The 15527-nt window shown below is 32.8% G+C and carries 7 protein-coding genes; all 7 read right to left on the reverse strand.

The genetic code is table 11. From position 1 onward, the window contains the following. Nucleotides 1–6: 6 nt before the first annotated feature. The gene (locus OLM58_RS21050) at nt 7–660 is read right to left on the reverse strand and encodes a 4'-phosphopantetheinyl transferase family protein (RefSeq protein ID WP_264530510.1); all 654 of its coding nucleotides are present in this window, start codon (nt 658–660) and stop codon (nt 7–9) included. A gap of 14 nt (nt 661–674) precedes the next feature. Continuing rightward, nucleotides 675–5111: an amino acid adenylation domain-containing protein gene (locus tag OLM58_RS21055; RefSeq protein WP_264530511.1), complete on the reverse strand. Its 4437-nt coding sequence runs from the start codon at nt 5109–5111 to the stop codon at nt 675–677. A 16-nt stretch (nt 5112–5127) separates the two neighbouring features. Further along, nucleotides 5128–6759: a cyclic peptide export ABC transporter gene (locus OLM58_RS21060; RefSeq protein ID WP_264530512.1), complete on the reverse strand. Its 1632-nt coding sequence runs from the start codon at nt 6757–6759 to the stop codon at nt 5128–5130. Between the two features lie 2 nt (nt 6760–6761). After that, nucleotides 6762–7451 (reverse strand): thioesterase II family protein, encoded by a 690-nt coding sequence (locus tag OLM58_RS21065; protein ID WP_264530513.1) that lies wholly within the window; start codon nt 7449–7451, stop codon nt 6762–6764. 96 nt (nt 7452–7547) lie between these two features. Then, nucleotides 7548–8303, reverse strand: coding sequence for a hypothetical protein (locus OLM58_RS21070; RefSeq protein ID WP_264530514.1), 756 nt, complete (start codon nt 8301–8303; stop codon nt 7548–7550). 116 nt (nt 8304–8419) lie between these two features. Continuing rightward, nucleotides 8420–9505, reverse strand: a complete 1086-nt coding sequence (locus tag OLM58_RS21075; RefSeq protein ID WP_264530515.1) for an SMP-30/gluconolactonase/LRE family protein — start codon at nt 9503–9505, stop codon at nt 8420–8422. Between the two features lie 31 nt (nt 9506–9536). After that, entirely contained in the window at nt 9537–15500 is a 5964-nt protein-coding gene (locus tag OLM58_RS21080) for a non-ribosomal peptide synthetase (protein ID WP_264530516.1), read from the reverse strand. Between the last annotated feature and the right edge of the window lie 27 nt (nt 15501–15527).

Genomic DNA, 15527 nt, shown 5'->3' on the forward strand with positions numbered 1-15527 from the left:
TTTTGATTAAATTGTTAGGGGGTCTATTCTTTTATGTGTCAAACAAATATCTGTACTATCATTTAGCAGAGAAATGTAACACTTGTACTTTTCATCAATTTTTATTTCTTTCAAATAAAAACTTTCATTATCAATTTTAGCTACATTATCAAAAATTTCAAATGACTTTAATGGGATTGCCAGTCCCATGCCATGCGCTTTAACTACCGCTTCTTTTTGGGTCCAAAAATCAAAAAACGCATCTTGAATATTGTTCGCAATAGTAATCTTAGACCATTCTTCTTCTGTTAACTCTGACTTAAATTCATCAATAGGAATGTTAGATATTAATTCAAGATCAATACCTATTTCAGATTCATCAGATAATGCACAGATGACCATTTCACCAGAGTGTGATATATTAAATTTAATCGAGGTATCGCTAAAATAAGGTTTGTTGTATTTTGAATACTTAATATCCTTATCCGTATAATCCCGATCGTATAGTTCTTTAACACTTTGGAATAACAAAATACGTCCTAATAAGGAAACTTGAGCATCCTGCCATCTTCTGTATCTTCTGATTCTTGCCTGGTAAACAGATGAAAATTTTGGTAAGTAAACCTCCAGTAAACTTTTGTGGAAGTCCTCGCTAATATTGGTATAAAAAATGTTTATCAAAACGATTAACGGTCTTAAAAATTAAAGTCAAAATTGTAAAGGTCCTTTTTATCAAGTTCCAGTTCAATATTCATTAATTCTACGCATTGAGATGGATTCTCTATTATTTCCTGTAGAATCAAATTGTATTTCGCGACGATGGCATTTATGGATTCCCTGTCAAATAAATTACGATCAAAATCCACATTTCCTTTTACTATTTTACCACTTCCATAAAAGTTAAAAACAACAGGCATTCTGCTATAACTTCCCTCTACAGGATATCTGGTTAATTTTAAATCATCAATATTCTCAAAATTAAACTCCGGGTTTTGATAGACCAGCATAACATCAAAAACTGATTTACCAATTTCTTCAAATGGAACATCACTATAGTCCTCTATCTCAAATAAATCACGCTGTACATTTTTTACTATTTCAAGAAATGTTTTGTTTTTTTCAATCGGAGTCCTTAGAACAATTGTTTTAGCAAACATCCCAATTTGATCGTTTATCTCAGCTCTATTTCTTCCAGAATTTACTGTTCCAACACAAATATCAGTCTGATTAGATTCTTTAAAAATCAAAATTTTTAAAACGGCTATTAAAACGGTATAAAGTGTTACCTTTTTATCTATCACTAATTTTTTTAAATCATTTGTCACATCTTCTGTTAATTCAAAAAAATATTCTTCTCCATTTCTATTATCATTCTCCAAATTAAAGTCTCTTTCAAACGAATTTTTGAAATGAAAATTTCTAAGATATTTTTCCCAAAAGAGCTTATTTTTAAAGGAATTATCTTTTAAATATCCATTAAACCATTCCGAATAATCTTTAAATTGAAAGGCCGTTTCGGTACTACTCTTTAAGTTAGTATTGTTCTTTTCTCCCAGATTACTTATGATTTTTTTTATAAATAATTCCAGAGACAATCCGTCCATTATAATGTGATGTGTACAAAACAATAACAAATACTCGTTGTTTTTTCTTTCGAGTATTTTTAACTTTATCAGTAGGTCATTTTGCAAATTAAATTCTGTGTTTCTAAATTTATTTACCTCATCTTTAACCTCTAATCCTTCAATATTCTTTGTCTGAATAGAAAAATTCACCTCCGAAAAAGCATTAATTTTTTGATATATCCCTTCCCCTGACTCTACAAAATTTGTCCGTAAAATTTCATTCTCTTTTATAATTTCATTTACAGCTTTTTCAATTTTTTCCAATTCAAAATTCCCTTCAATTGAAAAAGCAGCAAACATATTATACGCAATTGAAATACTTGCTTTCTGAGAAGCTAACCAGATATTACGCTGAGAAGGTGTTACCTCATAAAACTCTTTATATTCTGACTTTACTAATTCAACTGAATAAACCGGATCAAGCTTTTCTAAATATTCGGCCAGTGTTTCTATTGTTGGATAATCAAATATCGTTTTAAAAGAAACTGAAAAAGATAACTCTTTAGCAATTAGCCCGATCAAACGTACCGAGTTTAATGAATGTCCTCCAATTGCAAAGAAATTAACGTCTTTACTTATTGGTTTATTAATCTCTAACACTTCCTGCCAATATTTTAATAGTTTTTTCTCTAATTCGGAATTTGGAGCCTGAAACTCATTATCTTCTGTACCGGAATAAACTTCCATCTCTAAAAGAGCTTTTCTATCAATCTTATTGTTTGGGGTGAGTGGAAATTGTTCCATCGGAATTATTAAACCCGGAATCATATAATAGGGCAAAACCAATTTTAATTCACTGATAATTTTTTCGATATTAATTTCGGCACTACTTTTTATAATATAAGCTACTAAAATAGCATCCTGCTGGGTACCTTTTTTTGCGATTACCACAGAATCCTTTATTCCCGAAATTAGATTTAATTTTGATTCAATTTCTCCAGCTTCAATTCTATATCCTCTAATTTTAATCTGATTGTCCTTTCTTCCCAAAAATTCAATCTCTCCCTTTATATTCCATTTCCCCAAATCTCCTGTTTCATACAACAAAGTATTAGCTTCAAATGGGTTTTCAATAAATTTTTCTCTCGTTAAAACTTCATTTCTGTAATAGCCTTTTGCCAATCCATCTCCTGCTATATAAATAGAACCAATTACACCTACTGGCTGCAGATTAAAAAAATCATCCAAAATATAAAATTGAGTATTATTGATAGGTGTACCAATAGTAGAGGCCTGGCTTGGATATTGGAGTTTTTTCATACTTGACCAAATCGTCGTTTCTGTTGGTCCGTACATGTTCCAGACTTCAAAAGTACCGGTGATTAATTTTTCTGATAATGAATCGCTCAACAGATCTCCTCCACACAATACCTTCAATGTTTTATCTCCTTCCCATCCGGCATGAAACAACATTTGATAGAAACTTGGAGTTGCCTGAATAATTGAAGGGTTTATTTCTTTTATTTTTTTAATAACCGAATTAGGATCTTCTAATGTTTCCTGGCTTGCAAGAAATACTGTTGCTCCTGAAATCAAAGGCGCAAAAAACTCTAAAACAGAAATATCAAAAGAATAAGTCGTAACCGAAAATAGTAGATCATGCGGCGTAACACCGGGCTTTTGCTGAATACTGGTTAAAAAATTAACGAGTGACTGATGTCCAATCTCTACCCCTTTCGGATTTCCGGTTGACCCTGACGTGTATATAATATAGGCAGCATCATCTGAAGACACTTTTGATTTGAAAGAACTATCAAAACATTCCATTTCTTCCAATACCTCTTCCAACTTTAGTGAAACTGGCGCACTAATTCCATTTGCTGTATATTTTTTTTCCGTAATAATTATTTGAGCTTTACTATTCCCGATGATGTAATTTAACCGATCTTTTGGAAAATTAGGATCAAGCGGAAGATAAGATCTACCCGACTTTAAGATTCCTAATAAAACTGCGATCATATTTACGGATCTGTCTAATAAAACTGCAATTGGTGATTTATCATGCTCTTCACTAATAGATAGTAAATAAGCTGCTATCTTATTGGACAATACATTCAGTTTTGCATAAGAAATCTCTTGATGATCATCTATAAGTGCAATTTTATCGGGTGCTTTACCCGCTTGTTCTTCAAATAAATCGAGAACGGTCTGATCATTTGGATAAGCTTTTTTCGTATTATTGAATTCTAAAAGCAACTGAGATTTTTCATGAGCTGAAAGGTAACTTAATGACTTCAATTCTTTTTGGGAATCTGCTAAAACGGAATCGATCAAATTTTCAAAGTGATTAACAATTCGGGAGATTTCAAAATCATCAAAATAATTTAGGTTATAATCAAAATCAATTCGGACATCTTCTGATGCATCAAATTCTCTAATGTAAATTGCTAATGCAACTCTTTCAGATTGATGACTTAAAGGGATGACACTAGTACCGGTATTACAAAAATTATCAGAATAATTTTGTTTTTCATAAGAAAGGCTAATATTAAATAGTCTCTCTTTCCCGCTAAACAATTGAAGCTCCTTAATTAATTTTCCTAAAGGCAGGCGCTGATGCCTGTAATCTTTTTTTAATTGATTTTTTATTTCAAGTACGAGACTTTCAAACGAAGTCTCTAAGTCTAATTGCATTCTTAAGGGAGATATCCCCATAAAAAGTCCTACCGTTTTTTTTGATGTTGCTTTACTTCTGTTTAAAACCGGCAAACCAATTGCAAAATCATAGTTTTGCTGCTTTCTTCCAAAATAGGTATATAATATTCCCAAAATAACATGAAATACAGACGATTTGCACTGTATTGCCAATTCACTCAGTAGATTATATTTATCTCTTCCAATCGTTAATTCCTTTCTGCTGCTTTTATTAGTTTGAGTAGCATTCCCTAATTTTTGAAATAAATTTTCGGGCAAATGTTTAAATTTTTCTGCCCAATAGTGTCTGTCTTCACTAAAAGATTCCGAATCCTGGTAAACTGCATCTTCCTGAACAAAATCCTGATAACTAAAAGGATATACTGTTTTAACCTCGCCAAACTCTAAAATTTCATTGTAATTTTTTACCAATCTCTGAAACATTAACGAAGTTCCCCATCCATCGGTAATGATATGATGATACACCGAAAATAAATAGTAAAAATCTTCTCGGATTTTTATTAAGGTAAAAACATGCAGCAGCTTATTATCAAATAAATTAAATACTTTAGAGAATTCTTTTTCAATATAATAATCTGCTTCTTCTTCCGAATTTCTTTTTCCCGAAAAATCAATAAAACCTAATTCTGAATTGTGGGTATCCAATATCTTAAATTCTACGTTCTCGTCGACTTTAGTTACTCTACCTCGGTAAGCATCATGTTGGTCTATAAGAACAACATACGCTTTTTTTAACACCTCAGTATCTATAATACCCCTAATTTCAATTTTGGCTCCAATGTTATATATTGGCTCATTAGGATATAATAATTGTTCGTAATATATATCCTGTTGTGGTAAGGTTAATTTCATGTTTTTATTCTTTTGTCTAGTACCATAAAGCATCCTGAGCCAATTCCTTAGATGCGTTTATATTGGTGTCTTTTATAATTTGTCCAAAATCGAATTTTAAAATTCGGTCTGCATACTTAAAATAGGCATCGTCATGAGTTACTGCAATTATTGTTTTTCCTTCTTTCTTTAGTTTGGGTACTAAATTTTCATAAAAATATTTTCTAAAATGCGGGTCCTGATCTGCTGCCCATTCGTCTAGAACCAAAATTGGTTTGTTTTCCAGAAGTGCAAAAATTAATGACATTCTTTTACTTTGCCCTTTCGAAAAACTTCTTCTGGCAGAATTCTCTTCGTCATCTGTAACTATTTTGTCCAACTCCATTATTTTTAATAACTCTTTGTATTTCTCGTTGTCTTTTAAGCTGTAGTCATCATAATTCTGAGAAAAAATATGATTGTCTGTAAATACTGCCGAAATTAGATTTTGAAGCTGCTGAGGATTATCTATTACTGTGTCATTTAAAACAATATCTCCTGCTGAAGATTGGTATAATCCAGTCAGGGTATTTATAAAAGTACTTTTTCCGCTTCCGTTTCCACCAACGATAAAAACAGTTTCTCCTTTGTTGATCGAAAGATTAATTGGCCCCAAACTAAAACTTTTCTCTGTGACCCCGGATCCAAACCCAAACTGCATATTTTTAAATTCTAATGAATCGAACTCAACCGAATCTCTAACATTATTATTCTCAACATTTTCATTTTTAAAATCTTCCAGGAATGTTATAATTCTATTATTTGCTACCATAAATCTGGTATAAACATTCTGCATATTGATAAGATTATTAATAGGTCCACTGATAAATAATAAAATAACAACATATGAAATCACATCATCTCTTTTAAGCAAATCCAGCTCAGGTAATACAAACAGAATTACACCAATAACAAGATACAAACCATATTGACTGATCAGATTAATCGATAAAAAAGTATAGTTCACCTTAAAATCAAGTTCTTTTGCATGTTCTCTATTTATAACTAAATGATTGTTCATCAAATTGAATCTTCTCTGAAAATTAATTTTCAGCTCCTTAAATCCCTTGATTACATCATGAACATACTTATAATAATACTCATTATATTTTCTTAGTTCCACTACTTTCTTAGACATCGCATTAATAACCAGAAAATATATACCGGCAATAAGCATCATAATAATGATAATAACAGTCGCTGAATAGACGGACAGGCTAAATAAATAAATGGTACAGAACACAAGCATCAACAAAGAATTAATGGTGTGCGTTATTACTTCCGGCAAAGAGGAGAAGGTTCTCAGATCCTCGATTACTGTATAAAAACGCTGCACTCCCATTTTTTCCAACGTTATCAGCGGAGTATCCAATATTTTGCCAAATATCTTTTTTTCATTATTGTATAACATATCATAAGAGTGCTTGTTAAGCTTCTTCTGAAAAATAATATTTAACAAATAGGTATAAATCACAAACGATGCAAAAACGATTCCCATGTAAGTCGTTAAAAACTCCTGTTTACCAGAAACCACGTTGTTGATAATATACAAGATTCCGAAACTCAAGATCGTATTGGGTACAGAGTAAAGAATTAGAAAAAGAATTTCTTTTATTGAGGTTTTAAGCATAATTAATTGCTGCTTTTTTGAGTTTGACTTCTGAAATAATTGGTAAAAAAATCGATATGATTAAAAATAAAAAAGTGGTTTCCTTTCAAACGTGTTAAGGTAACCGGACCATTGGTTTCATCGCGCCACCCAATGATTTCTTCTTCTGTAATTTGTTCTTCTGAGCCATAGAAAACATCAATTGGTACTGAAAGTTTTTCTTTCTTAACATAGTTATAATTTTCGATGGCAGTAAAATCGGCTTTCAAAATTGGCGTATAAAACTCGATTAATTCTTTGTAATTCATTAAGTCGTCAGGGACGCCGCCTAATTTTACAACTTCTTCCCAAAATAAATTATCTGATAAATGAGAAAGCTGACTCTCTCTCTTTATTGCCGGGGGCTTCTTACCGCTTATTACTAATTTAACCGGTAACAACAATCCTAATTCTTGTATTCTTTGACAAATCATATACCCTATGAGGGCTCCCATGCTGTGTCCGTAAATTATATATTCCTGGCACTCCTCTATTTTGTTTATCACTTTTGGAAGTAAATCTTCAATGAGTGAATCTATATTAAGTTGTAATGCCTCATTTAGTCTCATACCTCTGCCCGGATATTCAATAACATTAAAATGTGCCAGATTTTGAGAAAATTCTTTGAAAGAATACTTATTGCCTCCTGCAAAGGAGAATGTTAAAATTTTCATTTTTTTTATTTATCAGTTGTAGCTATTCTTTTTTAATAATGTCTGTATAAAAATGAAAATCATTTATCAGATAAAGTGATTTAAAATAGTAACCCTCTATAAAGAAGATATTAAACTTGATGTGTTATTGGTTAGTTTTTCTTCTAAATCAATTAAACAATTAAAAAGATCATCAAATGAATTGATTACAAAATATTCATTTTGCAATTCGAAACTATTGAACGTCGTCTTAAAAATATGATCAATATCAAATGGATACTTTGGTGTATTTGGATCATTCACTTTTACCATTTCTTCTGCAGATGTTATTACAGCTCCTCCATAAAATTTAAATACTCCATCTTCATTGATTAAACCCGTTTCATATGTAAACCAATAAATTCTGCTTAGCAAAACCATTGCCTCCTCATTTTCAATATATTTAGTTGCAATTGAACTAAATACGGTAAGAAACTCTACAAATTTTTCGTTTGTTAACAATGGCAGATGTCCGCATACATCATGAAAAATATCGGGTTGTTCGCTAAAATCAATTTCGAAAGGTTTTCTAATTGCAGCGGTTACCGGATATATTTTTTGGGTTAACATTTCAAAAAAATCAATTGGAGGAAGTAGCCCGGATACAGGTAAAAGAGTCCATCCCGAAATATTTTTCAAACGATCACTCACGTCTTCGATTCTTTCAATTTTTGTTTTACTAAGTTCTAATTTTGTAAATCCGTCAAGATATTCTTTGCATACTAACTTATTATGCAGTTCTTCTTGTCTTTTGTACAGTAATGCCCAGGTATGGTGATCTTCAGCCAAATATCCTTCGTAATTTTGATCGATAACGTAATCTTTAATTTTCATAGTATTTTTTTTAAAATTTTAATTTGAGCCTTACTTTTAATTGGATATGTTGTTTATTAAATGATGTTAATTAGGTTTTAAACAACGGTGTTTTTAGGAGAAAAACTTCCCTAATTTTATTTCAATTTGAACATCGAAATCGTATGGTATGCATCAGGGCCTGTGTTTTTTACACCTGGGAAAGTGTCATAATTTACCACTAATAAATTCCCTTTGTAGATAATCGTTTCACAGGGATTGTCCAGCTGACCGTCTGCACCATCTGAATTATCATTTTCCCATATTAATGATATTGTATTTGTATTTAAGTCCAATTGATGAACACTATTGTTATCATAATTGGCAATAAAAATCGAATTCCTCGTTTCATCATAGAAAAAACCATCACAGCACTTTAATTTATCCGAATCAAATACTACTTCTTTTGATTTTACTTTACCGTCTTTAGTTAGTGTAAATTTTGTAATTACTCCATCTCCAAAATTTCCAGCATACAAATTGCCTTTTTTGTCGAATGCAATTCCATCGATTCCTATTGTTCTTTTTGTCACTTCGGGTTTTAATGTAAATGAACTTAGCAGGTAATCTTTTTTATTTTCAGGGGTTAGAATTATCTTCTTTTTATTTAATTCTTTTAAGGAAAAACTATAAATTCCACTCATCCTTCTGTCTGCAAACAAAGCATCAGTTATATACGCTCTCCCATTATACCATCTTATGGCTTCCCCAAAATTTAAGCCTTCCAATACAACTTCTGCATGTTTAGGTTTTCCGTTTTCAACAACAATTCTTATCAATCTGGAAAAGTTTTCCTTTTCTGCAAAAAACTGGTTATCGACTACATATAAATTGCCGTCCGGGCCAAACTCCATTCCCATTGGATGTACTCTGTTTGTAATAGGATGAAGCGGCAATTTATCGAACCATGTTACGGGTTGATCATTTTTATCAAAAGTCAAAATTTTACTGCCATGTACTTCAAACGTGGTAGGGTTCGTAATCGATAAAAAAAGATTTCCTTTCTTATCTATTGCCATTCCGTCCGGAGTTGCACAACTTTCACCTAAATCTGCAAATAATGTTGGTTTTATTGTATTTGCATGATCCTTATAAATAATCTTCTCCCCTTTTTCCTGTGCCAATAGAATTAGAGAATTTACTATTAAAACTATTGTAATTACATTTCTAAATTTTAAATCCATTATATTTTTATTTATTTAATGATACCTTGTTTTATATTGCTGCAGCGAGCTGATTAATGTATTCTGCCAAAATTTCGTGACTCATACTCTCGGAGAAAAATGCCTGATCATAATCAAGAACAATACTCACCTGATCTTCATCATTTGGATTTATACCAACCCTGACATTAAGTGGATAATGATAATAATCAATAGAGAACTCATTAATTAATGTTGGGAAATCTTCTGTTATTTGTGGTGTATCAGTATTTTTCGAGTTATGAAAATGTGTAAAATTGAAGCTTATAAAGCTATGATCCGAAGCGAGCTTTTCTTTTATTACCTGTGCGGAAAATTTAGAAAACTCATCCATTTTATTTAGCTTATTCTGGATGCTTTTATTATCTAAAGATGATGCTGAATCAACGCAAAACGGCAAAATATTCCAGAACAGTCCTATGGCATTCAACCCATTAACAAGATCGTCGGATCTACCGTTAAGCACCACTCCAACTGATAAATTTTTAGTATTCAAAAATTTTCTGAAAGTTTCAATACAGGATTTAAAATAAATCGCTTTGAGAGAAGTTTTATCGGTCAATACCTGTTCTCTAATTTTTTGCAGTACTTCTTTAGGCACAGTCATACTATTTGTCGAATATCCTGCTAAAGTATCTGTGTTTTCTTCCAACTTAAAGGGTTTCCAGTTTTGCAGTTCATTGTGCCAGAAATCAATTGCATCCTTAGATTTTGTTACCTTATTACTTAAAATTACATGCTCAATCGAGGCATTTGGCGATACCGTAAAATCTACCGTTCTGTCAGCTTTAAAACTCATATAAAAATCCAACAATTCTTTTTTGAATACTGCTCCTCCCCAACCATCTAATAGTGCATGATGAGCTGAAAACATTAATTCAAAAGAATCTTCTGCAAGTTTGAATATTCTAAATCGTGATGCTAAAGTTTGTGTGTCATTAATTTTAAATTGAGCCTCAATATCTTCTCTTATGGTATTTTTGATAAATACGCGCTGCTCTGCTTCTGAAAGATCAGAAAGATCTTTTTCTATACTATTTGCTGTTTGATTTTTTTTAACCAATTGGCAAATAGTACCATTGTCTGTTCTTATAAAACCCGAACGTAAAGCATAGTGTTTTTTCTGAATCGCGTCTATAGCACTTTTTAAAGCATTTAATGAAAAAGAATTATCGGTAAAAGTCCAGGAGAATAATGGATGGTAAATTCCTTTACGGATAACATCCTTTTCATATTCCTCGATAAGAATTCTCTGCATGTCGGAAACCTGAAAGATATCTTCGATGTCCACATCTGAATTAAGCAGCTGTAAGCTCTCTACAGTAAACCCTTTGTAAGTTAAATCGACAGGTGTGATATTTTTGCTTTCATCTGTTGATAGCTTTAAAATTAATTCGTTCAGATTTTCTTTAAATTTTGCGAGCAAATTTGCTATGGTTTCTTCTATATACTGCTCATTGCTGTAATCAATTGAAAGTTCCAAGCATCCGTTTACAACCATTCCCGAAACATCCATAAGAGACTCTCTTTCCATGGTTTTAGGGAACGGCATCCCATGATGATCTCCTGAAAAATCAAACAAATTTTCTCCATTATTACCTTGAACTCCTGAACCAAAATCACCAAAATAATTGAATGTAATTTGTGGCTCCAACTCATACTTTTTACCAGAAATGTGCTTCAGAACACCATATCCTAAACCTTTGTTAGGTATGCGATGCAAATATTCTTTCACTTGTATAAGTTGACGAATTTTATCTTCTTTGTAGGAAACATCCAAAACAATTGGAAACATTGTTGTAAACCAGCCAACAGTTCGAGATACATCCATGTTTGCGCCTATGTACTCGCGACCATGTCCTTCCAGATTAATTGAAACCGTGTTTAAGTTAAATAAATCACTCATAGCGGCCGCAAAGCTGGTTATTAAGATATCATTTACATTTGTATTATAGGTCTTGGAACATTTTGTGAGCAAAGCCTGAGTAGTTGTTTCATCTAATTTAAATGAAAGTGTAGTTGTATTTTCATAGGTGTTACTTCCATTTTCAATATCCATAGGTAATTTATGAACCTGTATGGATTCCTGTAATGACCAGTATTTTTCTTCCTCTTTTAGTATCTCACTATTAGAATATTCTACTTGCTTCTCCATCCAAAATTTAAATGAGTCTGTTTTAGCCGGCAGAGATAAACTTACGTTTCTTAAACATTGCTCATAAAGCGCAGAAAAATCTTCAAAGAGTACTCGCCATGAAACCGCATCTATAATAAGATGATGTGCTATCATCAAAAGTCGGTCACATTCTTTATTGCGAAATAAACAAACTCTAAACAAAGGGCCTTTTTCTAAATCAAAACCAGATTGTAAGCGATCACAATGTTCTAAAAATTCATTTTCATCTTCAATATTAATTACATCTACCGGACATCCCTGATCGAAACCTTTGTTGATTTGAGAATATCCATTTGCATTTGCAGGATAATGCATTCTAAGCGCATCATGATGCTCAAAAATCTTGTCAAAAACTTCTTTTAGATGCTTCTCTATTATTCGTTCCTTCGCGACTAACAATACTGACTGATTAAAATGATTTTTTACAGGTTTATCACTTTGAAAAAAAGAATGTTGGATAGGACTTAAAGGGATATTTCCTTCTATGATTTCCTGATCTTTTGTAGCTGTAACAATCTGAATCTTTCCTATCAGGTCTTCGATTACCGGGTGTGCCAAAACTTCCTGGATTGATATTGTATAACCTAACTGCTTGATTTTTCCAACAATTTGAATTGCTTTAATAGAGTCTCCACCAGAGACAAAAAAGTCACTTTTAACCCCAATATCTTCTTTTTTTAAAACCTCCTGATATACTTTCAATAACTGCTGTTCGGTTTCATTTCTGGCTGAAATATATTCGATCCCTGCTTCCATTCTCGATTCATCAGGATTTGGCAGTTTACTTTTGTCTATTTTTCCATTACTGGTCAACGGTAACTCTTCCAATTGTACAAATTGCACCGGAATCATGTAACTCGGTAAAATCTTATGTAGTTCAAGAATCAGATCCTGAGTATGCAGAACTTTACTGCTCAAAACGTAAGCTACAAGTTCCTTTTCCTTGTTTGCGTTAAGATGGGCAATAACCACTGCTGCATCTACTCCCTCACAGCTAAGAAGACTGCGTTCTATTTCTCCCAATTCTATACGATAACCACGTATTTTGACCTGATCATCAATACGTCCAAGGAAATCTATAGTGCCATCTGATAGCCATCTGCCCAGGTCTCCTGTCTTATACATTCGATCCCCTTCAACAAATGGATTGGGAATAAATTTTTCTGAAGTCAGCGCCTCGTTATTGTGGTATCCGCGAGCCAGACCATATCCTCCTATGCAGATCTCTCCGGCCATACCTTTGGCTGCCAAACGATTTTGCGCATCTAAAATGTAAATAGCTGTATTGGCAATTGGTTTACCGATACTCACTCGATCAATTCTTTCTTTGCTTCCTTTTTTAATCTCAAAGATACTGGTACAAATACTCGATTCTGTGGGACCATAAGCATTGTAATAGTCTACATAGTCGGAAACTTTTAAAACAAGATCCTGACTTACAGACTCTCCTCCTGTTACCACTTTCTTTAAACCCGATAATTTACTAATATAAATTAACGGTAAGTATGCCGCCGGAAGTGTGACCATTTCAATATTATGATCCTGAATATAGTTTTCCAAAAGTTCCGGGTTCTTCTTGTCTGAATCTTTTATTATATGTAAAGCAGAACCGCTTAGTAAGGTTAGAAATATTTCGAAAACAGAAACATCAAAAGAACAGGAAAAAAACTGTAAACACCTTTGTGATGCGCTAAGACCAATAATAGACTGCTGCGCCTGAATAGAATTTGCTACTGCTCCATGTTCAATCAGAACGCCTTTTGGACGACCTGTCGAACCTGAAGTATAAATCACATAAGCAAGATCCTTCTGATTTATATTGGTCTTAAAATTTTCTTTATCATAACCTGTTTCAGAATTTCTAAAAACAGCCAATTCTTCAGCATCTAATAGCGTTACACAGCCGCTGTCTGCTGTCATAAAATCAATCCTCTCCTGAGGGTATTCCGGATCAATAGGTAAATAAGCACCTCCTGATTTAAGAACGCCAAGAATTGCTATAACCATCCATTCGCTGCGGTCTAATTTAATACCGATCAAATCATTGGCGCGAATATTGTACTTTTTACGTAAATAATCTCCCAACTCATTTGATAGGTTATGAAGTTCCTGATAAGTGTATTGTGAACCCTCAAATACTATCGCGGTATGATCTGGTGTTTTTAAAACCTGGTCGCTAAATAAATCAAGCAGATTTTTATCTGCCGGATATTCAAATGCCGTTTTATTAAAATCCAGCAGAAGTTCATTCTTCTGTAATGAACTCATATAATCCAGTTCACAAACTGCTAAATCAGGTTGTGTTAGTGCCGCTTCAATCAATTGAAGCAGATGCCCTCCTATTTGTTCGATAGAATTTTTATAATAAATATCACTGTTATATTCAATATTAACGTGCACCCCCTCACCAATCTCTGCAAAATCAAAAGCCAGATCAAATTTGCTTATAACATGCTCTTCTTCTATTTCATATTTGTTTACGCGCAACAGATCCAAAGACTGATCTTCCGATTCGTTGCTAATATCCATACTTTGAAAAAGCACCATGACATCAAATAAAACACTTCGGCTTGCATCGCGCTTTATGTTGAGATTTTTTACCAGTTCATCAAATGGATATACCTGATGATCGTAAGCACCAAGGGTGACCTGTTTAACTTTTGAGAGTAATTCGTTAAAACTATCGTTTCCGCTAAAGCGCGTTCTTAGTGCAAGAGTATTTACATAAAAACCAATCTGATTTTCTAATTCGGAATGATCTCTACCAATAATAGAAGACCCAATTACAATATCTTCCTGTTGGGTATATCGATACAATAAAGTTTTAACTGCTGCCAGAAGGGTCATATATAATGTACAGCCATTTTCCTGCGCAAAATTCTTTAACTTTTTACTCAGTTCAGCAGAGAAACTCATGTTTACAGCACCGCCGTTATAGGTCTTTAAAGCAGGGCGAGCTTTGTCTGCCTGCAATTCCAGTATCGGAAGAGGCCCCTCGAATTGCTTCAGCCAATAATTCTGATGCTCTTTTAAAGACTCTCCATTTAACTGATCTTGTTGCCAGGCAGCATAATCTTTATACTGAATGCGCAATGGTTCGAGTAAATTTTCAAGATTATTATTAAAGGAATTGTAAAGTACAAACAACTCCTTAATTAAAATATCCATAGACCAGCCATCAGTAATAATGTGATGCATTACATATGTAAAAATCCATTTATTATTTTCAACTCTATATAAATTTGCTCTCCAAAGCTCTGATGACGAGAGATCAAAAGAACTGCTAAGTTCATTTTGAACATATTTTTTCACCATTTGATCCCGATCTTCTTCTAATCTCAGATCAAAAATGCCCATTTTAAAATTTACACCATCAGCGTTATCAATAAACTGTTTCGCAACTCCTTCGGCATCTTCTTTAAATGAAGTCCTTAAAATCTCGTGTCTTTTTTGCAATGTATTAAGTGCAAGCTCAAGTGCGGAAACATTAAGTATACCTTCAAAAGTGTAAAATCCCGGTATATTGTACGCTATACTGCCCCCATCGTATTTACTTAAAACCCAAAGGCGTTTTTGAGCAGACGACAAATCATAACTTTCCTTTGTATCAACTACTTTGATACTCGAATTGTCATAACCGTTCAGAACTGTCAAATAATCAATTAAACTTGTTTTATTCGACTTAATCTTTTCTAAAAGATTCTGGTTCATTTCGCCTTTAGGAAATTTAACTATTAACTCTCCTTTTGTAACCTGTAAATGAATATTATGGGTACGTAATGTAGATAAAAACTCTCTCATTTTTTGTAATAGGTACTTTTATAAATT

Source organism: Flavobacterium sp. N502540 (assembly GCF_025947365.1).
GTDB lineage: Bacteria > Bacteroidota > Bacteroidia > Flavobacteriales > Flavobacteriaceae > Flavobacterium.